The sequence below is a fragment of the Paenibacillus terrae genome (genome assembly GCF_000943545.1).
GTDB lineage: Bacteria > Bacillota > Bacilli > Paenibacillales > Paenibacillaceae > Paenibacillus > Paenibacillus terrae_A.
On sequence record NZ_JTHP01000072.1, the window covers coordinates 1 to 26,077 of the forward strand.

Annotated in this window: 23 protein-coding genes and 1 tRNA gene; 15 read left to right on the forward strand and 9 right to left on the reverse strand. The window is 46.2% G+C overall.

Translation table 11 applies throughout. From position 1 onward, the window contains the following. Window positions 1-297: 297 nt before the first annotated feature. Window positions 298-1,386 carry an HD-GYP domain-containing protein gene (locus QD47_RS25075; RefSeq protein ID WP_044648671.1) on the reverse strand — a complete coding sequence of 363 codons (1,089 nt, stop codon included), beginning with the start codon at window positions 1,384-1,386 and terminating at the stop codon, window positions 298-300. 215 nt (window positions 1,387-1,601) lie between these two features. Further along, window positions 1,602-4,178 carry a DNA gyrase subunit A gene (gene gyrA / locus QD47_RS25080; RefSeq protein WP_044648672.1) on the reverse strand — a complete coding sequence of 859 codons (2,577 nt, stop codon included), beginning with the start codon at window positions 4,176-4,178 and terminating at the stop codon, window positions 1,602-1,604. A gap of 469 nt (window positions 4,179-4,647) precedes the next feature. Here gyrA and QD47_RS25085 point away from each other — a divergent pair, with 469 nt between their 5' ends. Beyond that, window positions 4,648-5,475 (forward strand): YheC/YheD family protein, encoded by an 828-nt coding sequence (locus QD47_RS25085; RefSeq protein ID WP_044648673.1) that lies wholly within the window; start codon window positions 4,648-4,650, stop codon window positions 5,473-5,475. 134 nt (window positions 5,476-5,609) lie between these two features. On the opposite strand, the gene gyrB is transcribed toward QD47_RS25085, so the two are convergent. The 6 genes from gyrB to dnaA all read right to left on the reverse strand — a co-directional run bounded on the left by gyrB (window position 5,610) and on the right by dnaA (window position 11,928). Beyond that, entirely contained in the window at window positions 5,610-7,520 is a 1,911-nt protein-coding gene (gyrB, locus tag QD47_RS25090; protein WP_044648674.1) for a DNA topoisomerase (ATP-hydrolyzing) subunit B, read from the reverse strand. A gap of 30 nt (window positions 7,521-7,550) precedes the next feature. Beyond that, window positions 7,551-7,802, reverse strand: a complete 252-nt coding sequence (gene remB / locus QD47_RS25095) for an extracellular matrix regulator RemB (RefSeq protein ID WP_007433255.1) — start codon at window positions 7,800-7,802, stop codon at window positions 7,551-7,553. A 16-nt stretch (window positions 7,803-7,818) separates the two neighbouring features. Next, window positions 7,819-8,934 (reverse strand): DNA replication/repair protein RecF, encoded by a 1,116-nt coding sequence (gene recF / locus QD47_RS25100; RefSeq protein WP_014279010.1) that lies wholly within the window; start codon window positions 8,932-8,934, stop codon window positions 7,819-7,821. A 54-nt stretch (window positions 8,935-8,988) separates the two neighbouring features. Next, window positions 8,989-9,207, reverse strand: coding sequence for a S4 domain-containing protein YaaA (gene yaaA / locus QD47_RS25105; RefSeq protein WP_044648675.1), 219 nt, complete (start codon window positions 9,205-9,207; stop codon window positions 8,989-8,991). A 45-nt stretch (window positions 9,208-9,252) separates the two neighbouring features. Then, window positions 9,253-10,395 carry a DNA polymerase III subunit beta gene (gene dnaN / locus QD47_RS25110; RefSeq protein ID WP_044648676.1) on the reverse strand — a complete coding sequence of 381 codons (1,143 nt, stop codon included), beginning with the start codon at window positions 10,393-10,395 and terminating at the stop codon, window positions 9,253-9,255. Between the two features lie 186 nt (window positions 10,396-10,581). Further along, window positions 10,582-11,928, reverse strand: coding sequence for a chromosomal replication initiator protein DnaA (gene dnaA / locus QD47_RS25115; RefSeq protein ID WP_014279007.1), 1,347 nt, complete (start codon window positions 11,926-11,928; stop codon window positions 10,582-10,584). Window positions 11,929-13,043: 1,115 nt separating this feature from the next. Between dnaA and rpmH the strand changes: the two genes are divergently transcribed. The 11 genes from rpmH (at window position 13,044) to QD47_RS25170 (ending at window position 23,608) form a co-directional block, all read left to right on the forward strand. After that, entirely contained in the window at window positions 13,044-13,178 is a 135-nt protein-coding gene (gene rpmH / locus QD47_RS25120) for a 50S ribosomal protein L34 (RefSeq protein WP_007433250.1), read from the forward strand. A gap of 263 nt (window positions 13,179-13,441) precedes the next feature. Continuing rightward, entirely contained in the window at window positions 13,442-13,792 is a 351-nt protein-coding gene (gene rnpA, locus QD47_RS25125; protein ID WP_013312817.1) for a ribonuclease P protein component, read from the forward strand. A 71-nt stretch (window positions 13,793-13,863) separates the two neighbouring features. Then, entirely contained in the window at window positions 13,864-14,736 is an 873-nt protein-coding gene (locus QD47_RS25130; protein ID WP_044648677.1) for a YidC/Oxa1 family membrane protein insertase, read from the forward strand. Further along, window positions 14,733-15,491: an RNA-binding cell elongation regulator Jag/EloR gene (jag, locus tag QD47_RS25135; protein ID WP_044648678.1), complete on the forward strand. Its 759-nt coding sequence runs from the start codon at window positions 14,733-14,735 to the stop codon at window positions 15,489-15,491. Before QD47_RS25130 ends, jag begins: the two co-directional genes overlap by 4 nt. 164 nt (window positions 15,492-15,655) lie before the next feature. Next, on the forward strand, window positions 15,656-17,032 hold the full coding sequence (gene mnmE / locus QD47_RS25140) for a tRNA uridine-5-carboxymethylaminomethyl(34) synthesis GTPase MnmE (RefSeq protein WP_044648679.1): 1,377 nt from the start codon (window positions 15,656-15,658) through the stop codon (window positions 17,030-17,032). Between the two features lie 100 nt (window positions 17,033-17,132). Further along, window positions 17,133-19,022, forward strand: coding sequence for a tRNA uridine-5-carboxymethylaminomethyl(34) synthesis enzyme MnmG (gene mnmG / locus QD47_RS25145; RefSeq protein ID WP_044648680.1), 1,890 nt, complete (start codon window positions 17,133-17,135; stop codon window positions 19,020-19,022). Beyond that, window positions 19,022-19,744 (forward strand): 16S rRNA (guanine(527)-N(7))-methyltransferase RsmG, encoded by a 723-nt coding sequence (gene rsmG / locus QD47_RS25150; RefSeq protein ID WP_044648681.1) that lies wholly within the window; start codon window positions 19,022-19,024, stop codon window positions 19,742-19,744. Before mnmG ends, rsmG begins: the two co-directional genes overlap by 1 nt. A gap of 435 nt (window positions 19,745-20,179) precedes the next feature. After that, window positions 20,180-20,998, forward strand: coding sequence for a nucleoid occlusion protein (gene noc, locus QD47_RS25155; RefSeq protein ID WP_044648682.1), 819 nt, complete (start codon window positions 20,180-20,182; stop codon window positions 20,996-20,998). A gap of 311 nt (window positions 20,999-21,309) precedes the next feature. Next, on the forward strand, window positions 21,310-22,071 hold the full coding sequence (locus tag QD47_RS25160) for a ParA family protein (protein WP_025683689.1): 762 nt from the start codon (window positions 21,310-21,312) through the stop codon (window positions 22,069-22,071). Beyond that, window positions 22,064-22,906 (forward strand): ParB/RepB/Spo0J family partition protein, encoded by an 843-nt coding sequence (locus QD47_RS25165; RefSeq protein ID WP_044648683.1) that lies wholly within the window; start codon window positions 22,064-22,066, stop codon window positions 22,904-22,906. The genes QD47_RS25160 and QD47_RS25165 overlap by 8 nt, the downstream gene beginning before the upstream one ends. 180 nt (window positions 22,907-23,086) lie before the next feature. After that, window positions 23,087-23,608, forward strand: a complete 522-nt coding sequence (locus QD47_RS25170; protein ID WP_014278998.1) for a DUF4446 family protein — start codon at window positions 23,087-23,089, stop codon at window positions 23,606-23,608. On the opposite strand, the gene yyaC is transcribed toward QD47_RS25170, so the two are convergent. Continuing rightward, on the reverse strand, window positions 23,562-24,167 hold the full coding sequence (yyaC, locus tag QD47_RS25175) for a spore protease YyaC (protein WP_044648684.1): 606 nt from the start codon (window positions 24,165-24,167) through the stop codon (window positions 23,562-23,564). The two genes, QD47_RS25170 and yyaC, sit on opposite strands and share 47 nt — an antisense overlap. Before the next feature lie 307 nt (window positions 24,168-24,474). Between yyaC and QD47_RS25180 the strand changes: the two genes are divergently transcribed. The 3 genes from QD47_RS25180 to QD47_RS25190 all read left to right on the forward strand — a co-directional run bounded on the left by QD47_RS25180 (window position 24,475) and on the right by QD47_RS25190 (window position 25,807). Then, window positions 24,475-25,425 carry a mechanosensitive ion channel family protein gene (locus QD47_RS25180; protein ID WP_044648685.1) on the forward strand — a complete coding sequence of 317 codons (951 nt, stop codon included), beginning with the start codon at window positions 24,475-24,477 and terminating at the stop codon, window positions 25,423-25,425. Beyond that, entirely contained in the window at window positions 25,415-25,639 is a 225-nt protein-coding gene (locus QD47_RS25185) for a DUF951 domain-containing protein (RefSeq protein WP_025683694.1), read from the forward strand. The genes QD47_RS25180 and QD47_RS25185 overlap by 11 nt, the downstream gene beginning before the upstream one ends. Before the next feature lie 77 nt (window positions 25,640-25,716). After that, window positions 25,717-25,807 (forward strand) — tRNA-Ser (locus tag QD47_RS25190). Window positions 25,808-26,077 lie beyond the last annotated feature (270 nt).

Here is a 26,077-nt window from a genome sequence, read left to right on the forward strand (position 1 = left end):
ACACTCCGATTTCATACAACCTTGCGGTAGGTACCGAAATCTTCGTGGTTGATTTTGCGAACAAAATCATTTACTCACTCGTTGTTCAGTTTTCAAAGATCAAACATTTCTTTTTTTTTCACCTCAGGGTTTCTTTCATCCCCTCAGCAACTTTTATAGTATATCATGTATCTCTCAGTTGTGTCAACACTTTTTTTCAAAAGTGTTTTTCGCTCTATTCGATAACACTTGAAGCGACAAGAAGTAATATATCATACTTTTATTATATTGTGCAACTTTTTTTTCAAAAAAACTTACTTAAGTAACAATGCACTCGATATAAAGCTCTCTTTGAACCATTAAGTTAATGATTTCCCCGTCTACCTGCACCAACGGACGAGTCGGATGGTCTCGATCAGCAAATATAATTTCCCCTGTACGGTTATCATTGAGACGCACCTTGGTTCCGTTATTGAATTGAGTGAGCTTTTGGATGAAAACCTGTACAACACCCGGGTCCAGCTCACCAAATGATTCTGATTTGATTTGCTCCAGTACCAGATACGGGGATTGTGCTGGTCGGTAGGTCTTCTCCAGTGTCATGGCATGGAATACATCAGCCACTCCAACGATTTTAGCGTAAATATGGATTTGCTCCCCTTTGAGTCGCAATGGATATCCGGTACCATCCACTTTCTCATGATGCTGAAGAGCTGCCAGACGTACTCCTTCATTAATGGCCTTCACATTTTTGAGTAATTGGTAGCCTAATGAGGTATGCTGACGAATTTCTTCCTGCTCCTCCCACGTTAATTTAGAGGGCTTGTACAGAATGGCCGGGTCCATTTTAGCATTACCAATATCATGGAGTAATCCGGCAAAAGCAACCTGCATCCAGTCCTTTTGGGGCAAGCCAATCCATTGAGCAATAGAATACGAAGTCAGAGAGGTTAGTACCGCATTATGAAAAATATAATCAACTTCAATCATGGCACGCGGAGTAAACGTCATTACATTATAGCGCTGGATGTATACCAGTAAGGCTTCCAACTGCCCCCGCAACTCATATATAGATAGATTAGATACGAGTACCGATTGGAATGCATTTTTCACGAGCATCACCATTTTGTCGTACTCTTCCTGGAATAAAACGGACTCATCCCGCTCCTCTAACGAAGGGGATTGCGCTTCAGGAGCCCCAACTCGAGCAGTAGCATGATCTTCACCAGCTTTTGCCGAACCATCAGGCCCTACTTCTACTTGCTGGATCAGGAATGCTTGTAAAATCTCCAAATCACGCGGTAGCAAAATACGGCCCTTCGGGAGCAGCAAGCTGCCCATTTCAGTAAATACGTCGCTTTGCAATCTAAGTCCTGCTTTTAATTCGGAAACGGGTACTGTTGTCATGGTCAACCTCTCTGTTCTCATAACAGCAGCTCTAGCTGTCAGTTTTTATTATGTCATTATATTACTTGAACCTGCTCCTGTACATTCATTTTATATGATTTTTAGCATACTTGCTGTATTCATCTGTCGGCAATAGAAAAAGACTCCCTGACCAATGGCCAAGGAGTCTTCCCCGTCATTTAAAAACCAACACCACTGTTTATATCGGTGGATTGTTACTCGTCCTCAGAAGGCTCCGAATCGTTACCTTGTGTACCTTCTACATCCGTACTAAGGGCTGAATCATCTGGTGATGGAGATGCACCCTCACCAACTTCTAGGTTAGTATCCTGCTCCTCGAGCAGTTCATCGAGCAATTCATCCTGCTCCTCATTCTTGTTCGCACGACAAACGGTAGCAACCGAATCATCTTCGCGGATGTTGATCAGCCTTACCCCTTGTGTATTCCGACCCATCGTCGAAATTTCCTCCATGCTGGTCCGAATCAAGGTTCCACTGGCTGTAATGATCATCAGATCCTCTTCGGTTTTTACAACCTTGAGGCCAACAACTGGACCATTTTTATCCGTGACATTAATCGTCTTGATCCCCTTACCTCCACGGCCTTGAATACGGTAATCCACTACAGGAGTACGTTTGCCATATCCTTTGGCTGTTACGATCAGGATATCCAGGCTGGTATCAACAATATCCATGCCTATTACAGCGTCACTCTTATCGAGAGTAATACCTTTAACCCCAGTGGCACTACGACCCATGGAACGTACATCACTCTCAGGGAAGCGGATAGACATGCCCTGCGCCGTACCAATGATCATTTCCTGCTGTCCATCGGTCAGCTTCACTTCGATCAGGGCATCATCCTCACGCAGGTTGATGGCAATCAAGCCGCCCTTACGGATATTAGCGTAGTTATCGAGCGGTGTCTTCTTGATAATCCCTTGCTGAGTAGCAAAGAACAGATAGCTGTCCTCTACAAATTCCTCAATTGGAATAACCGCATTGATCGACTCGCCCTGCTCAATCTGAATCAGGTTAATGATCGGTGTCCCCCGGGCTGTCCGGCTCAGATCAGGAATCTCATAGGCCTTAATCCGATATACTTTACCCTTGTCGGTGAAGAATAACAAATGATGATGTGAATTCGTAATGAACAGATGCTCTACGAAATCCTCATCCTTGGTATCCATCCCCACTACACCACGACCGCCGCGTTTTTGACTACGATAAGTAGTCACGGGAAGACGCTTAATATATCCGGTATGGGTTACAGTAATGATAACATCCTCACGGGGAATAAGATCCTCATCCAGAATACTCTCTTCACCCACTGTAATTTCAGTACGACGTTCATCTGCGAAACGCCCTCTTAGCTCATTAAGCTCTTCGCTGATAATGTTAAGCACCAGATGCTCGTTGGCCAAAATTTCGCGGTATTCTGCAATCTTTTGCAACAACTCATTGTATTCGTTCTCGATCTTCTCACGTTCCAAGCCAGTCAGACGTTGCAGACGCATATCCAGAATGGCCTGAGCCTGCTCAAGAGACAGCGAGAAGCGTTCAATCAGTCCTTCACGCGCTGCTTCTGCGGTCTGTGAGGAACGAATCAATGCAATGACCTCATCCAGATGGTCAAGGGCAGTGCGCAAACCTTCCAGAATGTGTGCTCTGGCCTCGGCTTTTTTCAGATCAAATTCTGTACGACGACGAATTACTTCAACCTGATGCTTGAGGTAATGATACAAGACATCTTTCAGGTTCAGAATCTTCGGCTCGTTATTTACAATTGCGAGCATATTGATACCGAAAGTGGACTGCATTGCCGTATGCTTAAACAAATTGTTCAGAACAACGTTCGGATTCACATCCCTGCGCAACTCCATAACGACACGCATGCCCGTACGGTCCGATTCATCCCGCAGATCGGTGATGCCCTCAATACGTTTGTCACGTACTAATTCAGCAATTTTTTCGACCAGACGAGCCTTATTTACTTGGTAAGGCAGCTCATGCACGATAATCCGTGCTTTATTGCCAATCTCTTCTATGGTGGTCTTCGCACGCATAGTTACAGATCCGCGGCCAGTCTGGTATGCCTGACGAATGCCCGAGCGTCCCAAAATATAACCTGCTGTCGGGAAATCCGGCCCTTGAATATAATCCATCAGTTCCATCGGTGTAATGTCAGGGTTCTCAATCAGTGCTTGTACACCATCAATAACCTCTCCCAAGTTATGCGGAGGAATATTAGTAGCCATTCCGACCGCAATCCCGCCGACACCGTTCACCAGCAAGTTAGGATAACGCGCAGGCAACACGACTGGCTCGTTCTCCTCACCATCGTAGTTCGGCATAAAATCAACGGTCTCTTTGTTCAGATCACGCAGCATTTCCATCGCGATCTTCGACAATCGCGCTTCCGTGTAACGCATCGCAGCCGCCATATCTCCATCAACGGAGCCAAAGTTACCGTGTCCGTCCACCAGCATATAACGCAAAGAAAAATCCTGCGCCATCCGAACCATCGTATCGTATACGGCCGTATCACCATGAGGATGATATTTACCAATAACTTCACCGACGATTCTTGCCGATTTTTTGTATGGTTTGTCTGGCGACATGCCTAGCTCGGACATCGCAAACAAAATACGGCGGTGTACCGGCTTCAGTCCGTCCCGCACATCAGGCAAGGCACGGCTAACAATAATACTCATGGCATAATCCATAAAGGATTCGCGCATTTCCACTCCGATATCCCTGTTGATGATTTGCGAGTTTTTTTGATCCGCCATGCTGGTCCTCCTTCTCATCCTTCAATACATTGCTCTCTATGTGAAAAGCCTAACAAGACACTGCCTATATACTCCGCTCTGTGCGCAGGATTTTGGCTGAAATCCTCATCTGTATAATTATATTACTTTCACAAAAAGAGCACAATTAAACACATCTGTCCGCTTTACAGCGTAAAACCCTCAGAAGTTGCCCTTCTGTGAGCAGCAGATGGCTAACGCATCGTACGGCTCACAGGTCCTGATCATGACAAATTCCCCCGAACTGGGGATTAGCCCCCACCCTGAAGGCCTTTTCCACATACAATACGTATACGGTCAGGGTTATCTGAGCACAATTCCGAAAAAACGCCGTATTTCTCTATTATATCATTGTTTTACGCACTTGTCCTTTAGTTTCCCTTGTTTTGTTCAAGCGTTTTGAATTCCATAGAACGTGACTTACATTTTCAAAAGAAAGGGATGAGAATACTTGTCTATTCAACGAGTATCCAGTAAGTGGACCAAAACAAATGTCATTCTCCCCAATCCGTCGTTGTCCGCTTATGTACCAGAAACACGTTTGTATGCAATGGAACACTTGAATGAAATGTTGGCAGTGTACGGAACCGTCTATATTAAGCCGGATAACGGTACTTATGGGAAAGGGGTTATGCGCGCAGAAAGACTCACTGAACCGCTTCCGCCGACTGAAGAGGGAATTATCGGGGAAAGAACGTGGTACATCCTTCGTTATGAGGTAGAGACCCACACCTTCGAAAATCTGGAAGACCTGCATAAAGCAGTTTCTCATCGCATACGGAAGCGCCCTTATCTAATTCAACGAGGAATCCCCCTTCTTCATCATGAAACGTGTCCCTTTGATCTACGGGTATTAACACAGATGAACTTGAGAAAGCAATGGGAGACGACGCTCATCATAGGACGCGTAGCTGCTCCTGACAAAGTCGTCACCAATCACCACAGCGGGGGCACAGTGCGCTTTTTCAATGAACTGGTAGCTCCATATCTGGATGTAAAGGAAGCGGTACGACTGGAGCAAAAACTTTCGAAAATGGGCGAACGGGTAGCTTGGCAGCTACAAAAAAGATATCCCCGTTTGAGGGAAATTGGATTGGATATAGGACTAGATCAGCAAATCTATCCGTGGATTTTGGAAGTGAATACGAGGCCAGCCATTAAGGTGTTCTCTTCCCTGCCCAACAAAAGCCTATATCATAAAATATTCAGGTATGCTGTAGGCTACGGCCGTTATACAGCATCCACGGGTAAACCTGCACGCACTAAGAAAAAGGCGTAGAGCTTTGATATTAAATATTCAAATTCTACCCGACGGGTTAATGACAAGAAAAGGGACGCTCAATCTGAGCGCCCCTTGGCAAAATCCATCATGAAAGCAGTTAATACAGCCGTCCATGATGGAATAGTGTAAATTTAAACATCAAGATTTTTCACGTACTTGGCGTGCTCCTGAATAAAGTCGCGACGCGGTTCAACATTATCGCCCATTAGGGTATCGAACATCGTATCAGCCAGCATTGCATCACTGATGGTAACTTGAAGCATTGTACGACTCTCAGGGTCCATTGTCGTTTCCCACAACTGGGTTGCGTTCATTTCACCCAAACCTTTATAACGCTGTACGTTGTACTTCGCATTTTCTCCGAATTCACTGATGATAGCATCACGTTCGGCTTCAGAGTTTGCGTAACGTACGACCTTATTGCGTTCTACCTTAAACAGCGGCGGCTGAGCAATATAGATATAGCCGGCGTCAATAATTTTACGCAAGTACCGATAGAAAAATGTCAGCAACAGCGTCCGAATATGGGCTCCGTCGACGTCCGCATCGGTCATAATAATGACCTTGTGATAACGAGCTTTAGCAATATCAAAATCGTCGCCAATCCCCGTTCCCATAGCCGTTACCATTGACCGAATTTCATCACTGGACAAAATACGATCCAAACGTGCCTTCTCGACGTTCAGGATTTTACCGCGAATCGGCAAAATAGCCTGAAAGTGACGGTCACGGCCTTGCTTGGCCGATCCGCCCGCTGAATCGCCTTCGACGATGTACAGTTCGCTAATCGACGCATCCTTGGAAGAACAGTCTGCCAGCTTACCTGGGAGAGAGCTGATTTCCAGCGCACTTTTACGACGAGTCAGCTCACGCGCTTTACGTGCAGCCTCACGAGCACGGGCTGCTTGTAATGATTTATCCACAACGCGACGGGAGACAGACGGATTTTCCTCCAGAAATTCCTGAAGTTTCTCTGCGAACAGGGATTCGACAATCCCGCGCACCTCACTGTTACCCAGCTTCGTTTTAGTCTGACCCTCAAACTGAGGTTCCGGGATTTTGACGGAGATAATCGCTGTCAGTCCTTCACGTACATCGTCACCCGTCAAGTTGGCGGTGTTGTCCTTGATAAAGCCATTTTTGCGTGCATAATCGTTAATGATCCGGGTCAATGCGCTCTTGAAGCCAGATTCATGCGTGCCGCCTTCATGGGTGTTAATGTTGTTGGCGAAAGAATAAATATTTTCGGTATAGCTGTCGTTATATTGCAGCGCAACTTCGACCTGAATCATATCGCGTGAGCCTTCGACATAGATCGGTTGCTCATGAAGTGCTTCTCTTTTCTGATTCAAAAATTGCACGTATTCACTGATTCCGCCCTCGTAGTGGAACGTATCACTGGCGCCAGTCCGTTCATCGGTCAAGCTAATCGCAATTCCTTTGTTCAGGAAAGCCAACTCACGAATCCGCGTTTGGAGCGTCTCATAGTCATATACGGTCGTTTCTGTAAAAATTTGATCGTCCGGGTAGAACGTCGTTTGGGTACCGGTTTCGTCCGTATCGCCAATGACTCTGACATCATACTGCGGAGCACCGCGATGGTATTCCTGCTCGTACATATGCCCATCCCGTTTGACATGAACGACCATTTTGCTGGAGAGGGCGTTCACTACGGATACACCAACACCGTGCAGACCGCCAGATACTTTGTACCCTCCGCCTCCGAATTTACCACCTGCGTGAAGCACAGTCATAACGACTTCCAGCGCAGATTTTTTCATTTTGGCGTGTTCGCTTACTGGAATACCGCGTCCGTTATCTGTAACGGTAACGCTGTTATCTTCGTGAACGACAACTTGAATGCTGTCACAATAGCCTGCCAGCGCTTCGTCAATGCTGTTGTCCACAACTTCCCAGACCAGATGATGGAGCCCTTTGGCACTGGTGGAACCGATATACATCCCGGGACGTTTCCGAACCGCCTCCAGGCCCTCCAGGACCTGAATCTCACCCGCATCATAAGACGGTTGATTCATAGACATGCCTTTCACCTACTTCTATAGATTCTATGGTTAAGCATTGGCAACAAACTGGTTTGCCCGCTTTTTGAGAGTTGTTGAGGAGATGGGGGAATAATACACCGTATTTTGAGTCACCACGATGGACTTGGCTTCCTCTTCACCAATCATCTCGACATGCTTTTGCTGTTGGGCGTGGTTCACGTACTGCTTGGAGATTTTAGAGGATTTTTCAATCGAGATATCGAAAATAGCCACAAGCTCTGACGAGCGGATGATTTTTTCTCCACCCAGATGAATATACATAGCGGTCAATCACTCCTTAGTGTTCCACATGCCCGTCGTGGACGTGATAAATACTGGCATCCTTGAGCCGTTCTGCATTCAAGGTCTCAATACCAGTTGCCGTAATAAAGGTCTGTACCTTGCTCTGGAAGGTCTCGATCAGTTGGGTCTGACGGTAGGGGTCCAGTTCGGATAGAACATCATCCAGCAGCAGGACAGGATATTCACCAATTTCCTCATGGATTAATTCAATTTCAGCCAGCTTCAAGGACAGGGCAGTCGTCCGCTGCTGCCCCTGAGAGCCATACGTATGCACTTCCCTGCCGTTAATGGCAAAGGCCAAATCATCACGATGGGGTCCTGCCAAAGTCATACCACGGCGGATTTCCTGTTCCCTCATTTGGGATAACTTTATCATAAATCGCTCCAATAAGACAGCTTCATCTTCTTCCTCCGGCTCGCTGAAGGAGGGAACATAGGTTAATTTTAACTCCTCAGCTCCTCCAGCGATCCCTTCATGAATGGCCTGAGCCCACTTTTGCAGCTTTGTTATAAATTGTTTCCGCTTTTTAACAATTTTAACACCGTGCTCAACAAGTTGCTCATTCCATACCTCCAGCATGAGCTGTACGGAAGCCATATCTTTGCCCCAAGCTTGCTTGAGCAGATTGTTACGCTGGACCAGCACTTTCTGGTATTGCTGCAAATGGTACAGATATCCCGGAGCAACCTGTCCAATTTCCATGTCAAGAAACCGGCGGCGTACCCCCGGTGTTCCCTTGACGATTTCCAAATCCTCAGGTGCAAACATAACGACATTCAGCGAACCAATAAAATCGCTCAGCTTTCGCTGCTCCAGTCCGTTGATCTTCGCTTTTTTGCCTTGTGTGGATAACGACAGATCCAGCCTGATTTTTCCGTATTTTTTATCCACATCCGCAGCAAGGTGAGTTGAGGTAGCTCCGAAAGAGATCAACTCCTTGTCGCGCGACGTCCGATGACTTTTGGTCAGAGCCAGGACAAAAATCGCCTCTACCAGGTTCGTTTTGCCCTGCGCATTTTGTCCGATCAGCAAATTAACGGGCCCAAATTCATTCAGCTCCAGCTGTTCATAGTTCCGGTATTGCTGCAAAACAATATTGTTCACAAACACATAGGGTCCCCCTTGTTACTCCGCACCTAAAAGGAGTCCTTGCCGACCAGGCGATCATGCTCCTGCCGTGATCTCGAAACTTCCGTTGTCCTCTACTTCTACGGTATCGCCCGGGTACAATTTTCTTCCGCGTCGTTCTTCCGGCTCACCGTTGACACGAACTTGCCCCCCCTGCAACAGAGCTTTGGCCATTCCCCCTGTAGAAACACAATCGGCTAATTTTAAAAATTGATCGAGCTTGATGTATTCGGTCTGTATAGATATCCGTTTCAAGGCTTGTTCATCCTTTCGCTTGCTCTCAATAAGTGACGCTAGACGTTAGTTGGTGGTCCGATATGGCAGGATGATGTACAGTGCATTGCTGGAGTCTGCCGGTTTTAAAATGATCGGGCTCATAATGCCGGTAAAAGCAATCGTCAGCTGCTCGCTGTCAATCACCTTCAGCACATCAAGCATATATTTCGAGTTGAACGAGATTTTGAGTGGCTCTCCCTCAAATTTGGAGACTGTGACTTCCTCACGCACTTTACCCAGCTCGGAGGAGCTGGAGGAAATCTCCAAGCCACCGTTTTCCAGCGACTGCATTCTTACAATATTCGTTTTTTCTTCACGGGACAGCAAATAAGCACGGTCGATGGATTCGCTCAAACTTTTTGTATCCACAAGCAGTTCTGTTTTGTAGGAGGTTGGAATAATTCTAGAAGTATCCGGATATGTTCCGTCCAAAATACGGGAATAAAACAGAACCCGGTCAATTTTGAATAATACCTGGTTGTCTGCTACGACGATATCCACAAGCATATTTTGATCTGGAATAATTTTGCTCAGCTCGTTCAACGTTTTACCTGCAATGACAACATTGCTGAAACGTAAGCCTTCGGACGTTTCCAAACGGGCGCTGCGGGTGGCGAGGCGGTGGCGGTCCGTTGCTACAAATTTCAATTCGCCCTCAGCCAAATTCCACAATACCCCTGTCAAAATAGGTGTCGTTTCGTGGGTGGAAATGGAGAAAACGGTCTGTTTAATCATGTTTTTGAGCAAATCTCCTGGTACAGAGATAACCTGATTTTCTTCAATGCTCGGAAGCACCGGGAATTCCTCAGGGTCCAGACCCACCATCTGAATTTCGGTTGCACCGGATGAGATGAAGGTTTGGAAATGGTCTTTTACCTCCATACGGATCTCCTGAGACGGCAGCTTCTTGATAATTTCGACAAAGAACTTGGCTGGCAGTACAACACTTCCCGGTTGTTCGACCTGAACGACAGTTTGGTCACCATCCTCCATCGGAATAAAGGATTGAATGGAGATGTCGGTATCGCTGGCAGTTAGCGTTACTCCCTGATGATTCACATCCAGCTTAATACCACTCAAAATCGGAATCGTGGTCCGACTTGATATGGCCTTGGATACATGTTGTATAGCCTCGTTCAATACGTTTTTCAAAATGCTGATCTTCATAAGTTCCTCCTACGGGTTTTAATCCTTCAAGCACGCGTTGACGCGGGCCTTATTTAGGTGATGTATATCTTTAAAATCTATTAGTAATAGTAATAGGCGCACTGAATATGTGGATAAGTCGGTGAAAGCCTAATAAAATCAAGCCTATCCACATGTGTATAAGTTGTGTATAGGCTCTGAACTTGTTCAGGTTGGATTTTTGATTTTTTCTATTAGGCTGTTGATAACTTTGAACAGCTCCTGATCCACTTGAATGGATTTGGAGATTTTTTCGTGCGCATGAATGACGGTTGTATGGTCGCGTCCACCGAAGGCTTCTCCGATTTTCGGCAACGAATAGTCGGTTAGCTCGCGTGACAGGTACATGGCGATCTGCCGTGGAAAAGCCACAGCCTTCGTCCGCTTGCGTGCTTTGAAATCCTCCAGGCGCAAATTGTAAAATTCCCCAACTTGATGCTGTATATCCTGAATGGTAATCATTTTGGGACGACTGGAAGGAATAATGTCCTTTAACGCCTCGGCCGCGAGATGACTTGTCACATCCTGATTGGTCAGCGAGGAATAGGCAACAACGCGAATCAGCGCCCCTTCCAGCTCACGGATGTTCGTATCAATCTGGTTGGCGATATACATCATGGCTTCATTGGGAATATCAAGGTTCTCCGCTCTCGCCTTTTTCCGGAGAATTGCAATTCGCGTTTCCAGATCCGGCGGCTGAATATCTGTAATCAATCCCCACTCAAAGCGGGAACGCAGCCGTTCCTCCAGCGTTGGGATCTCCTTAGGCGGACGATCGCTTGAGATAATAATTTGTTTGCGTTCCTCATGAAGCGCATTGAACGTGTGAAAAAATTCCTCCTGCGTCGACTCCTTGCCTGCAATAAACTGAATATCATCAATGAGCAAAATATCAATATTACGATATTTGTTCCGGAAGCTTTCCCCGCGGTTGTCCCGGATGGCATTAATAAATTCGTTCGTAAACTTCTCCGATGACAAATACACGACCTTGCTGGCCGGGTTGTGTTCCAAAATATAATGCCCGATGGCGTGCATCAGATGCGTTTTTCCCAGACCTACGCCGCCGTACAGAAACAGCGGGTTGTAAGCTTTGGCCGGCGCCTCGGCGACGGCCAGCGATGCTGCATGGGCAAAACGGTTCCCCGATCCGATGACAAACGTATCGAATGTATATTTGGGATTCAGCATATGGGACACGGCTTCTTCATGTACGACCGGCTGCTGCTGAGGTTGTTGCTGGAGATCGAACTCGGCGGGCTTGTTCTCCTCAATGACGAACTTGACCTCCAGCTGCTTGCCCAAAATTTCATAAACCGTTGCCCCGACTAGCTTGGTATAGCGGCTTTCAAGCCATTCCACGGCAAAAGTTGTCGGTGCGGAAATCACAATGGAGTGGTCATTCAGTTTCGCTGCCTTGGTAGCCTTAAACCAAGTGTCGTAACTCGGCTTACTCAGCTTGGTTTGTATGATGGATAGAATTTGCTGCCATAGTTCAGAGGTATGGCTGTCCACAGACGTCACTCCTTTTAAATCCTGACATTTTGCCGTTTAAGCTGCAGAGAGCTGCTCCCGGCGCTTCGGCAAAACGCCTAAAATCCCAAAAATGTTGTTGAAGGCCATAAAAAGACATACCGCCGCCTAAATCATGCGGCAGTGTGATGAGAGAACGCAGCACAAAATGGTCCTGAAAAAAAGCTAATGGAAAAATCCGCTGCTGATCGGCAGAAGAAGGCGATATTTCTCAGGAGGGTATGTGCGGCACGATCCGTTCTCTTGATCCCGCAGGCCAAAACGGGACTGCAATATGTCGAAATCAAATGAAAAATGTAGAATATATCCCCAGAATCCCGAATCCGCACAAAAATAAAAAGATGGATAAATTGAACTTGTTCACAACTTTATCCACAGGGTGTTGATAATATGGAGGGTAAAACAACATATTCACATTCAAAAGTAATATCATCATAGCAAAAGAAGCCTTGTATTTCAATGACTCATGGTTATTTATCCACAAATTCAATCTGTTGTGTACAATTTTTATTCACAACACAAGATATTGTTTATAATTTGTTCAGTTTTCGACAATAACTCTTTATCGTCCCAAAATGTTATGCACAGGTTATGACCATTTAAATCACAATTCAGCTTTTTTTGTGGATCTGTGCATAACAGCTGTTGCCTTTTGGTCATAGGAGGCGTTTTTTCTGTTGAAAATTTCCGGTAACGTTTCCGACAACATTTTTAATGATATGGTTATGATGCTTGGAAATATGCGATCTCAAAATAGAGACGGTGTGAAGGAATTAGGAAGGAAAAGCAAACAGTAAGGAACAGGAGTGGTGGAAGGAACGCAAAATGTAGACAAGCTGATATTGAAGAAAGAAGGTCAAAGAAAATCCGGGATAAAAAAGGACAAAAGAGCGTGGGATAAGTGAACTGGATGAAGGAGCAAAATCTCTGGGCGTGAAAAAGAGGGAGAGGATTGCGTGATTTGGGGGGAGGGGATTTCGCTGTACATTGACTTTGGCCGCTATTTATGGTTAAATGTACAAAGGTGTTTTTTGTGGAGATTGCTATGTTAGGTATATTCCATATAAAACGTATTCCTTGTAAGGAGGTGCAGTACAATGAGACCGACTTTCAGACCGAATGTCAGCAAACGTAAAAAAGTTCACGGCTTCCGTAAAAGAATGAGCACAAAGAATGGCCGTAAAGTTTTGGCAGCTCGTCGCCAAAAAGGCAGAAAAGTATTGAGTGCGTAATGCGTGCATAAAGACCACTACGGTGGTCTTTTTTTTCATAATGAAGGTATTTATGGGCCGGATCGCTTTCCCTACGTCTGTAGAAATGCAGTGAAAAAAGAGGGAGAAGCACCGCGTCCTGCTCTATATTAGATGAAGCTTTTGAAAAAGGATGTAAAATAAGCGAGATTACCATGGCGGAATGTTGTCCATACTTCTTACTACATAAGAGGTAAGGATTGGCTTGCCGGCATGTGTAAAAGAGATGAGCAAGGAGAAGCGCCGTGCAAAAAAAATTGCGTCTACGAAACCGGGCGGACTTTGGGCGCGTATACCGCCATGGCAAATCTTTTGCCAACCATCAGTTTGTGGTGTACTGGTTCCGCCGCAGAGAGGTAGAGCAGTTCCGCGTTGGAATTTCGGCCAGCAAGAAGATCGGCAACGCCGTAGTCCGTAACCGGATGCGCAGAATTGTCAAGGAAATTGTGCGTCATCATGAGCATGAATTGGTGGAGCAAATTGATCTGATTTTTATCGTCCGCAAGGGAGCGGTTACAATGTCGTATCAGGAGCTGGAGAAAAGCGTGCTGCACGTTCTGCGCAAAGCCTCGCTGCTCAAGTCTTCACGTCGATAGTCAGTATCTTTGTCCTACAGGATATGGTATGATTTACGTTGGAATGGATTGGTTAAGAAAGGGGTTATGAAGTGTCGCGTTTGAAGACTCAACGGGGGAAATGGTTCCTCCTGATTGCCTTATTGGCACTTGTTGCTGTGCTGTCGGGATGTGCCCAGACGGCCCACAATTCTTACACGACGGCAGACTTGGCCAATGGATCAGTTTGGCAAAGATATGTCGTTTACTGGTTTTCGTATGCGCTGGATACATTTGCCCAATGGTTCTCTGGAGAGTATGGCCTGGCCGTACTGGTTCTGGTGATTATCGTGCGAACCATTATTTTGCCGCTTACACTCAAGCAAGTACGCAGTTCTAAAGCTATGCAGGCCATTCAGCCGCAATTAAAAGAAATTCAAGCGAAATACAAGGATACGCCTGAGAAAGTCCAGCAAGAGACGATGAGGCTGTTCCAGGAAAACAAGGTCAACCCGATGGCGGGCTGTCTTCCTTTGGTCGTTCAGATGCCTATTTTTATCGCGCTCTATAATGCCATTTACTATAACTCGGCATTGCGGGATCATGATTTCTTGTGGCTCCAGTTAGGTAAACCGGATCACCTCTTTATCCTGCCAATTCTGGCAGCAATCACAACATTCATCCAAACCTGGATGATGATGAAAATGAATCCGACTCCGCAGCAGGGACCCATGCAATTTTTGCTGTACGTCTATCCGGTGTTGATTCTGTTCATGTCGTATAACTTCCCATCTGCTTTGCCGTTATACTGGTTCTACAGTAATATTTACACGATTATTCAAAACTATTTCCTTTATCGGAATAAGGATAAAGAAGTTGCGCTGGCAAATGTGAAAACAGCCAGTCTTACGAAAACAGGTTCCTCCAATAGCAATAACAAGAAAAAAGGTGGCAGAAACTCGAAGGGGGCTAAAAAGTCGAGATGACCAAAGTCGTGACTTCAGGAAAAACCGTTGAAGATGCTGTAAAACAAGGACTCTCCCAGTTGGGAGTAAGCCGTGAACGGGTAACCGTAAACGTGTTGGAACAGCCGTCAAAAGGATTCCTGGGGTGGCTCGGGGTCAAGAAGGCGAAGGTAGAGCTTACGCTGCTGTCTGATCCGTCTCCCGAAACCACACACGCGGCTGAACATCATGTATCGACACAAGCGCCTATCGTGGGACAGGCTGTTGTTACGGAAGCTGAACCTGTTACGCAGGAAGTACGTACGAGCAAGGAAGCCTCCACGGGCCATGCAGATCCCTATGAAGAAGCTGTACGTTTTATTCATGAAACAGCAGCGGGAATGGGACTGGATGTGGAAGTGGATGTTCGTCACCGCAAGGATGAAAGCATACTGGATATATCCGGTCCGTCGCTCGGCATGCTGATCGGCCGCCGGGGACAGACGCTGGATGCATTGCAGTACCTGACGAATATCGTTGCCAACCGTCATTCTGACAAATTCATTCGGATTGTGCTGGATGCCGAGCAATTTCGCGCACGTCGGCAAAAAACGCTGGAGGATTTGGCGGATCGGCTGGCCAACCAAGCTATTCGTTACGGCAAGGAAGTAGTGCTGGAGCCAATGCCGTCACAGGAGCGGAAGCTGATTCACGCCAAGCTTCAACAGCATGCGCTGGTTAGAACATACAGCAAGGGGGACGAGCCGAATCGGCGCGTCGTCATTGCTAAAAAATAATCCGACGCAATGGCTCTCTGCAAGGTGCAGAAGCCATTGCTTTTTTTTAAACATAAGACTTTATAGGTTTCACTCTAATTGTTCTTATATTTCTCGCTGAAACGGTTGCCGTCCTTGATCAAGGACGGCAATGCCGTTTCTACTTGATAGGAGGTAGAAATCATATGCTGAGCGATACCATAGCGGCCATTGCAACTGCTGTCGGCGAAGGGGGCATTGCGGTTGTACGGGTCAGCGGCCCGGAAGCCGTTACGGAAGTGGAAGCTTTGTTTCGGAGCAAAACGCCTCTAAGCAAGGCTCCATCTCACACGGTACACTATGGACATATTATAGATCCTCAAAGCCAGGCAAAGGTGGAGGAAGTTCTAGTTACGGTTATGCGGGCGCCACGCTCTTTTACAACAGAAGATGTCGTAGAAATCAGTACTCATGGCGGGGTTGTAGCCGTCAAACGGGTGATGGATTTACTATTGCTGCAAAATATACGTTTGGCCGAACCGGGCGAATTCACGAAGCGTGCTTTTCTGAATGGTCGTATTGATCTGAGTCAGGCGGAGGGAGTCATTGACCTGATTCGCTCGAAGTCGGATAAAGCTTTTTCAGTAGCTTTGAAGCAAGTAGATGGACAACTGTCACAGAATATCCGCCGTTTGCGTCATGTTCTGGTAGAGACACTGGCTCATATTGAAGTGAACATTGATTATCCTGAGCATGATGTGGAATCTTTTACGTCTGAGTTAATCAAGGATAAGAGCAGTCAGGTCATGGTGGAAATTGATCGGCTGCTGCATACAGCGGAGCAGGGGAAAATTTTACGTGAGGGCCTAACCACAGCGATTGTCGGAAGACCGAATGTGGGGAAATCCTCGCTGCTGAATACACTGGCTCAGGGCGAACGGGCGATTGTGACCGATATTCCGGGCACGACCCGTGACGTTATTGAGGAATATGTGACGATTAACAGCATTCCTCTGAAGCTGCTGGATACGGCTGGCATTCGGGAAACGATGGATGTAGTGGAACGGATCGGGGTAGAGCGTTCGAGAACGGCGGTCAGTGAAGCGGATCTGCTGCTCATCGTAATTAACGCTAACGAACCACTGCATGAGGATGAAATGGCATTAATGGAACAAATCCGCGGTAGACAAGCGATTGTCATTATGAATAAAATGGACTTACCGGCCCAAGTAGACCGGGATTTGCTGCTGCGTTATGTTCCTGAAGAGCTTATCGTACCGATGTCTGTAAAGGAAAATGAGGGAGCAGATCGGTTGGAGCAGGCCATATCACAATTGTTCTTTAGCGGTAAGCTGGAATCAGCCGATATGACATATGTCAGCAATGTACGGCATATTGCTTTGTTAAAGAAGGCTCGCCAATCGTTGGTAGATGCCTATGAAGCCGCTGATCAATTCGTTCCGATTGACATGATTCAGATTGATGTAAGGCTGGCGTGGGAGCATTTGGGCGAGATTGTGGGCGATACGGCGCATGATGCGTTAATCGATCAAATATTTTCACAATTCTGTCTGGGCAAATAGGACATTCGAGTATGGCTGGGTTAAGCCCTACTATCGTTATAGATATACAAGAGCATATTCGGTACGCGAAGACCGAAGTGCATAAGGAGGTAAGAAAGGTATGGGATATCGAGGAGGCGACTATGACGTAATTGTCGTAGGGGCAGGCCATGCGGGTGTAGAATCCGCCTTGGCAGCAGCCCGGATGGGCTGCCGTACGTTAATGATTACGATTAACCTGGATATGGTCGCGTTCATGCCCTGCAACCCGTCTATTGGCGGTCCTGCCAAGGGGCATGTGGTGCGCGAAATTGATGCTTTGGGCGGTGAAATGGGCCGGAACATCGACAAGACGTTTATCCAAATGCGGATGCTGAACACAGGTAAGGGGCCTGCGGTCCACGCATTGCGCGCACAGGCAGACAAGTTTTCTTATCAGCATGCGATGAAGGAAACGATGGAAAAGGAACCAAATCTGACCTTGCGCCAGGGAATGGTGGAAGAGCTGATTATTGAAAACGGTCATTGCGTGGGTGTCATCACGAAGACGGGGACAGAGTACCGAAGCAAAGCGGTTGTCCTGACTACAGGCACTTATTTACGTGGTAAAATCATTATGGGTGAGCTGATGTATGAAAGTGGCCCGAACAATCAACAGCCTTCATTGAGACTGTCTGAGCATTTGCGTGAGCTAGGCTTTGATCTGGTCCGATTCAAAACGGGTACGCCGCCGCGCGTGCATAAGGACACGATTGATTTTAGCAAAACGGAAATTCAGCCAGGGGACGATCAACCGAAGTTTTTCTCGTATGAAACGAAGTCTTCGGATAATGAGCAGCTTCCTTGCTGGCTGACCTATACTTCAGTGGAAACTCATCAGATTATTAATGATAATTTGCATCGTGCGCCAATGTTCTCCGGTCTGATTGAAGGAACAGGACCACGCTATTGCCCATCTATTGAAGATAAAGTGGTGCGTTTCAGTGATAAGCCGAAGCACCAAATCTTTTTGGAGCCTGAGGGTAAAAACACATCTGAATACTATGTTCAAGGCTTGTCGACCAGCTTGCCTGAGGATGTGCAATTAGCTGTGCTGCGCTCGATTCCGGGGATGGAAAAGGTAGAAATGATGCGTAACGGCTATGCGATTGAGTATGATGCCATGGTACCTACACAATTATGGCCTACGTTGGAAACGAAAAGAGTGCCCGGCCTGTTCACGGCGGGTCAAATTAACGGCACTTCCGGTTACGAGGAAGCTGCGGGTCAAGGGATTATGGCAGGCATTAACGCGGCTCGTAAGGTGCAGGGCAAAGAACCTGTCGTGCTGGACCGCTCCCAAGGCTACATCGGGGTTCTGATCGACGATCTGGTGACCAAGGGTACGAATGAGCCTTACCGCTTGCTAACGTCCCGTGCAGAATACCGTCTGTTGCTGCGTCATGATAATGCGGATCTGCGATTGACTCCAATCGGGCATGATATCGGCCTGATTACGAATGAACGGTATGAGCGCTTTTTGGATAAGAAGCAAAAGGTAGAGCAAGAGATTGAGCGTTTGCGTCTGGCGAAAGTTCGTCCGGTTGATGTAAATGAGATGCTGGAGCAAGGTGGATCTGCACCGATACAGGACGGTAGTAATTTGTTAACCGTGTTGCGTCGACCAGAGATCAGCTATGCGCAAGTGGCACAAATTTCACCTTCGGCTGTAGCTCTGACTGAGGAAGAACAGGAGCAGGTGGAAATCCAGATTAAGTATGCGGGCTACATTGAGAAACAACTGATGCATGTAGAACGCCTGCAAAAGATGGAGAAGAAAAAGCTTCCAGAGGATATCGTATACGATGAGGTTCAGGGTTTGGCGATTGAAGCCAAGCAGAAGCTTGCGAAAATTCGTCCGATGTCGATTGGTCAGGCATCCCGTATTTCGGGTGTGACTCCTGCGGATATTTCCATTTTACTCGTTTATCTGGAGCATTATAACCGTGTAACGGCAGCAAGGGGATCATAATGGACGCGATACAACAGCAATTTAAGCAGCGACTGGCAGAGCATAGCATTGTAATTAATGACAGTCAGCTAGAGCAGTTCGAAACGTATTACCGTGTGCTGGTTGAGTGGAATGAAAAGATGAACCTGACGGGCATTACAGAGCGTGATGCGGTATACACCAAGCATTTTTACGATTCTCTTTCGCTGGCCTTTTATGTTCCGTTAAATGATGTGGAAAGCTTGGCGGATATCGGATCGGGTGCAGGATTCCCCGGTATTCCTTTGAAAATATGCTTTCCGCAGATTCATTTGACCATTGTGGATTCGTTGAACAAACGCATACAATTTTTGGCGCATGTGGTAGAGCAGCTAGGATTGGAAGACGTGGAGCTGGTCCATAGCAGGGCAGAGGAGTTGGGTCGTAAAACGGGATACCGCGACAGCTACGATCTGGTCACCGCCAGAGCCGTTGCCCGTCTTGCGGTACTGAATGAATTTTGTTTGCCTTTTGTCCGTGAAGGGGGTCATTTTGCTGCGATGAAGGGCAGTGATCCGACGGAAGAAATCAAGGAAGCTTCCTATAGCTTGAAAGAGCTTAAAGGGAAGATTAAGCATATTCAGGCTTTTCAGTTACCTGTGGAGGATGCAGCCAGACATATGATTATTATTGAAAAAAGAGCAGCTACACCACGGAAATATCCGCGTAAGCCGGGTACGCCTTTAAAAACACCGTTAGTGTAACCAATTGAAAGAAAGTGAATGTTTCACGTGAAACATTCACTTTTTTTATGGCTTGCAATGCTCTTAACATAAACACCGTATAGATGCAGAAGGTCTTTATTTACGGTGTAGAGAAGCATGGATAAATAGGCATCTGATTGGGTGTGCAATTTATTATCTGATCCTTCCGAAAAGCTGGTAGAGACGATAGGATTATGGCTGGAAAAGTGATAGAATAGAGATAATCGTTTTTGATTTAAGTTGACTGCTTCCCGTACCGTTCGATTCCGATATACATAAGGGGGAAGTGGGACAACAATGCCAGGGAGAATACGTGGAGTGTACCCGGTTACAGCGCTGTCTCATATAAAAGGGTCTACGATCCGCGTAAGGAACTGTTTTTCACGAAGCGCTGTTAGTATGGTGCTATTATGAAATTAGGTGGTATTATACGGAATGAAAGAACAATTTTCCAAGCTATTTGGTTTGACGGAGCGATCTACTGGGGACGAAATAAAACAAATTCCAGTTGGGGATATTGTCAGCAGTCCTTATCAGCCCCGCACCATATTTGACGACGAGAAGATTGATGAGCTATGCCAGACCATTAAGACGCATGGTGTAATTCAGCCGATTGTCGTTCGTTTCCGTAATGGACAATACGAAATTATAGCAGGGGAACGTCGATGGAGGGCTGTCACCAAGCTGGGGATGGATACCATTCCAGCCATTGTTCGTGAGTTTAATGATTCACAAGCTGCTTCTATCGCGTTGATTGAGAATCTTCAAAGGGAAGGGCTAACAGCGATTGAAGAAGCTGTAGCTTATCAGAAGCTGATTGATCTGCATCAGCTCACCCAGGAAAGCCTCGCTCAGCGACTTGGCAAAAGCCAATCCACTATTGCTAATAAGATACGGCTGCTTCACCTGCCAGAGAGAGTGAAAAATGCTCTAATGGAACGGAAAGTGTCCGAGCGTCATGCCCGTGCGTTATTGTCATTAGAGACTGAAGAGCTACAATATAAGGTTTTGGATGAAGTCATCGCCAAGGAACTCAATGTGAAACAGACAGAGGCGAGAGTCGCCTTTTATAAACAAGTGTCCACGATGAAGAAATCCAAGCGGATTTCCTTTACTAAGGATGTCCGGCTTGCGCTGAATACGATTCGTCAATCCATTGATATGGTGTCTGGCTCAGGCTTGGATATCAAGACCAAGGAATCCGATCATGAGGATCACTATGAGATTGTCATTCAAATTCCCAAACGTAAGTAAGGGATGAAGCGTACAGGCGGCAGCAATTGCCGCTTTTTCTGTCTAACGCCAATTAAAACCGCAGCATACTCGTATTCTATTTTAAAAAATTGCCGTTATCCGTAAGCTAATGATGGAGAATCGTTTTACTAGACGATTTTGCAATATAAGCATTTTGCAACAATCGCAAGAGCGATTTTAAATCAGCAATAAATAGATCGAAACGGCTTAGTTCGTCTATCTATTGTACTTTTAAGCGTTGGGAATCGAATGATGCAAAATGCTGTTCAAGAAATATAGCAGGATTCCGATTAAATTATGAGGTGAATGAAGTGTCAAAAATAATAGCCGTAGCCAATCAAAAGGGCGGAGTGGGCAAAACAACTACTTCCGTGAATTTGGGCGCCGGACTTGCTTCCCTCGGCAAAAGGGTATTGCTCGTGGATATCGACCCGCAAGGTAATACAACGAGCGGTGTGGGTATCAATAAGGCGGATGTGGCAAATTGCATTTATGATGTACTCATTAATGAGGTTGATCCTAGCGAAGCGATTGTCAGTACACAGATTGAGGGACTGGATATTATTCCGGCCACCATTCAGCTGGCAGGAGCGGAAATTGAGCTGGTACCGACCATTTCTCGTGAACTAAGATTAAAAAGATCGCTCCAGCTCGTCAAGCATAAATACGATTATATATTGATTGATTGCCCTCCGTCGTTGGGGATTTTGACACTTAATTCTTTAACAGCCTCTGATTCGGTCATTATCCCCATTCAATGTGAATATTACGCATTGGAAGGATTAAGTCAGCTACTGAATACGGTACGATTGGTACAAAAGCACTTGAATACCTCGCTGCAAATTGAAGGCGTGTTGTTAACGATGTTTGACGCCCGCACCAATTTGGGTATTCAGGTGATTGAAGAAGTGAAAAAGTATTTTCAAAGCAAGGTTTATCAGACGATTATTCCACGCAATGTGAGACTCAGTGAAGCACCATCACATGGCCAGTCCATTATTACGTATGATCCCCGCTCCCGTGGGGCAGAAGTATATATTGAGTTGGCAAAGGAAGTGGCATCTTATGAGTAAACGGTTGGGAAAAGGGCTGGATGCACTCATTCCCTCCCTTACAGTCAATGATGAGGACAAGGTTGTTGACATTCCGCTTAGTCAGTTGCGTGCAAATCCGTACCAGCCTCGCAAAACGTTTGATGAGGAATCGATTAAAGAACTGGCAGAATCCATTCGTCAGCACGGTGTTATTCAACCTATTATTGCGCGTAGTGTATTAAGAGGCTATGAAATTATTGCAGGTGAAAGAAGATTCCGGGCTTCCCAATATTGTGGGAATTCGACGATACCTGTGGTTGTTCGCAATTTTACTGATCAGCAGGTAATGGAGATTGCCCTGATTGAGAATTTGCAGCGCGAAAATCTAAATGCGATGGAAATAGCAGTAGCTTATCAGGGATTAATGGATCAGTTCTCATTAACTCAAGAGGAATTGTCCTTGAAAGTGGGTAAGTCGCGCTCTCATATTGCGAATTTCCTTCGTTTGCTTGCATTGCCGGAGGAAGTTAAGGATCATGTTTCACGTGGAACATTATCTATGGGACATGCCAGAGCGATTGTTGGGCTCAAAGATCCGGACATGGTGAAGCAACTGGCGACACAATGCATTGAGCAGCAGTGGAGTGTTCGGGAGCTGGAAGAAGCCGTACAGCAGTTGGACCATAAGCCTGGTGAAGCGAAGGCCAAGCCCAAGGTGAGAAAAAAGGACCCTTTTATTGATCATATGGAGGAGTCCTTGCGTGAACGTTTTAAAACAACTGTGAAAATTAAGCATAACAAGGATAAAGGTAAAATCGAATTGAATTATTACAGCCAGCAGGATTTGGAAAGATTACTGGAACTATTGCAGTAGTCTGTATGAAATAGGACATGTCTCCTTGGTCGGAACGGGAAGTGAGATATGTCTTTGCTTTGTCTGGAAGTGAATGGATAAACTAATAGCCTTCTGTGATTTGTTTCGCTGTTCTCAAACGTATAAAATAAGAGGTATGCAGTGACATGATTTTTGAGGTAGAGGAGTAGAAGCAAGCATATGGCTGAATTGAACGGACTAATCATGGAACAGCTTGCCGGAATCGTTGCAGGGATTGTGCTAATTTTGCTCATCCTGTTGATTGTTATCATTGTGCAGGGTGCAAAGTTGAAGAAGATGCGGCGAAAGTATGAAACCATGATGGCAGGCAGCGGTGTCGAGAATTTGGAAACGCTGCTGATTGATTTGAAGGTGCAAATGGATACGATTGAGGATGAGCAGGAAGCCCATCGTGCAAGTATGGAATCTCTACGCAGTAAACTGACTGGCCTGAAGGGACATATAGGTATCAAACGCTATAATGCCTTTGGCGAGCGAGGGAGCGATCTAAGCTTCTCCATGGCCATTGTAGATGATAATCAGGATGGTATCGTATTAACCGGTATTTATAACCGGGATGGCTCTTATGTGTATGCCAAGCCCCTGGAAGCGGGGCAGTCATCCTATTCCTTATCTCCTGAAGAAAAAGAAGCCGTTACTCTTGCGCAGCAAGCAGGACGGAACGGTAATGCCACTCCTTAATCGCGGAGTATAAGCTGCCAGCAATGATATCTGATAATTTCATCACCAGATTTAGTCTTGTATTTTGCAACACAAAGTATTCCATAAAGCCGCCGACGTTAACGATTCCTGTCAAATGGATATCGCCGACCGGCGGTAATTCTTTATTTACCCCCGCTCCAGGCTTCAAAGGCCCGTCCGCAACCTGAATGCATCCAACGCTGGAGGTTTGTCCAAGACATGCGTCTATGCCGATGATATAGGGCTGGTCGTACCGGGTGTGTATGCCGTCCAGTGTTGTTTGCAGATTCATAGCATGTACAGGCTCCTCTAATGTTCCGTAAAGATGAAAGAGCGGGCTTTTATAACGTGACAACTGGGTACCTACGAGCGGGCCGAGACAATCTCCAGTAGAGCGGTCGGTGCCGATGCAAATAATAACGATATTTTGCAGACTGGGCGCCTGGTGCAAATGGAACAGCAAACGATGGATGATGGCTGATTGGATCCCGGGGTCGGTGTGTGATATTTTTAAGCTAAGGGGTTCTTGCCCCGGAATGAAGTCAGATGGATGAGTCATGGAATCTTCCTTTCGCTCTGTAATGGAGTGTGCAGATTGCGCTCGCTTTATATAGACCGTTAGCTGTTGGCTTGGCATTGATCAGAGATGAAAACCAGCAGTAAACTGCCTTAGAGAATAACAATTAGCCTGCGGGTAACAATTATTCTCAAGATAGTAGATAGTATATGGATAAGTTTGGCGTTTTATACTCGGGGAAGTAGATTATTCATAGCAAAATGAATGAAACCAGTAGATGGGCTTATGTAGTAGACAATAGAATTTGGGAAACCAGAAGAGTGTCCCTTGTGTAAGGAGGAGCAACAGAATGACCTTAATGCATTGGTTGGAGAACAATACAGGGACGACTGCTGTTGTGAAGGATGCGATGCACTGGAAGGATGTTATATGGGACTGGCTTTCAGATAGTACGATGTGGTCGACCTTGTTGTTTGTGGTTTTGAAGATTGCTATTATATTTATCATCACACGTATCTTTATTCGTGTTATTAATAAAATTATAGATAAGTCGATGCAGCAAAAGGGAGAGAACAGCAGGTTTCAATTGAATACCAGGCGTCTAACAACCGTCCGAGAACTGCTGAAAAATGTAACCAATATCGTATTCAATTTTATTCTGATTATGCTGGTATTGTCTCAAATAGGCATTAATCTCGGGCCTCTGATTGCCGGAGCCGGAGTGCTTGGGTTGGCCGTTGGTTTTGGGGCGCAGAGCTTGGTTAAGGATGTGATTACCGGGTTCTTTATCATTTTCGAGGATCAATTTGCCGTAGGAGACGTTATTCAGACAGGAACCTTCAAAGGTACAGTAGAAGTGATTGGGCTGCGTACAACCAGGCTGGTGAGCTGGAAAGGGGAGGTCTACATTTTACCCAACGGCTCCATTACGACGGTTACGAACTTTTCCATGTCCAACTCGTTGGCGGTGGTGGATGTGCCGATGAAGGCAGAACGTACTCTGGAGGAAGCTGTTGGTTTGGTAAAACAAGCGATCCATGGCATTGAAGAGTCCAATGTGCAGGTGCTGAATATACCTGATGTTCTGGGGGTTCAGTCGATGACGACATCAGAGTATATTGTGCGTGTTGTGGCGGAGTGTATGCCGAATACAGGGGCTGCGGTAGAACGTGATATTCAGAATAACATTAAGAAGGCACTAGAGGATGAGGAACATCGTCAGACCGCGTTGGAGACGGCGGTAACTCTCGAGAAGGAAGACGAGCAAGAAAGAAAAGGGGGAGAGAAGGGTGGAGCGTAAGTCGTTTGAACTGGGGGACATTGTGCAGATGAAGAAGCCCCATCCCTGCGGAACGAATGAAATGGAGATTATCCGTATGGGAATGGATATTCGGATCAAATGTGTCGGTTGTCAGCACAGTGTGCTGATTCCGCGTGCCAAGTTCGAAAAGAATATGAAGAAGGTGCTGCGTTCAAAAGCTAACGCTGACGGGCAAAATTCAGAAACGAATTGAGCCGGGGTAGCTGAGTGATTTTGGGTAACAATGAACTTGCATCATGGGCACAATGATGGTATAATAATCCTTGCTGCGGAAAGGTACCCAAGAGGTCTAAGGGGGCTGACTCGAAATCAGTTAGGCGTCGCAAGGCGTGCGTGGGTTCGACTCCCACTCTTTCCGCCACTATAATAAATCGCGCTGTATCAACGTTTACAGTACGATATGTGGATCGAAAGCTATACGATTTTACACGAAAATTGAGCTAGATGATTCCGATATACCTATACGATTCCGTTAACCTCTTACGCTAACCACGCGTAGGAGGTTTTTTAGTATGGATAAACGCACAGGCCGCAAGACAATTAGCGGACGTAAGCCGATAGTAGATACGGGGCTGCCGTCGTACACGCTTGAGGAGGCGCTGGACTTCGTTGTTAAAGTGAAACGCGCTAA

Bases quoted from the DNA above. Each gene is read 5' to 3' on its own strand.
- jag (WP_044648678.1), top strand. From the start codon at position 14,733: ATGACCAAAGTCGTGACTTCAGGAAAAACCGTTGAAGATGCTGTAAAA.
- remB (WP_007433255.1), bottom strand. From the start codon at position 7,802: ATGTATATTCATCTGGGTGGAGAAAAAATCATCCGCTCGTCAGAGCTT.
- dnaN (WP_044648676.1), bottom strand. From the start codon at position 10,395: ATGAAGATCAGCATTTTGAAAAACGTATTGAACGAGGCTATACAACAT.
- gyrA (WP_044648672.1), bottom strand. From the start codon at position 4,178: ATGGCGGATCAAAAAAACTCGCAAATCATCAACAGGGATATCGGAGTG.
- QD47_RS25170 (WP_014278998.1), top strand. From the start codon at position 23,087: ATGGCTGAATTGAACGGACTAATCATGGAACAGCTTGCCGGAATCGTT.
- rpmH (WP_007433250.1), top strand. From the start codon at position 13,044: ATGAGACCGACTTTCAGACCGAATGTCAGCAAACGTAAAAAAGTTCAC.
- gyrB (WP_044648674.1), bottom strand. From the start codon at position 7,520: ATGTCTATGAATCAACCGTCTTATGATGCGGGTGAGATTCAGGTCCTG.
- QD47_RS25180 (WP_044648685.1), top strand. From the start codon at position 24,475: ATGACCTTAATGCATTGGTTGGAGAACAATACAGGGACGACTGCTGTT.
- rsmG (WP_044648681.1), top strand. From the start codon at position 19,022: ATGGACGCGATACAACAGCAATTTAAGCAGCGACTGGCAGAGCATAGC.
- mnmG (WP_044648680.1), top strand. From the start codon at position 17,133: ATGGGATATCGAGGAGGCGACTATGACGTAATTGTCGTAGGGGCAGGC.
- QD47_RS25165 (WP_044648683.1), top strand. From the start codon at position 22,064: ATGAGTAAACGGTTGGGAAAAGGGCTGGATGCACTCATTCCCTCCCTT.
- QD47_RS25075 (WP_044648671.1), bottom strand. From the start codon at position 1,386: ATGACAACAGTACCCGTTTCCGAATTAAAAGCAGGACTTAGATTGCAA.
- mnmE (WP_044648679.1), top strand. From the start codon at position 15,656: ATGCTGAGCGATACCATAGCGGCCATTGCAACTGCTGTCGGCGAAGGG.
- yyaC (WP_044648684.1), bottom strand. From the start codon at position 24,167: ATGACTCATCCATCTGACTTCATTCCGGGGCAAGAACCCCTTAGCTTA.
- noc (WP_044648682.1), top strand. From the start codon at position 20,180: ATGAAAGAACAATTTTCCAAGCTATTTGGTTTGACGGAGCGATCTACT.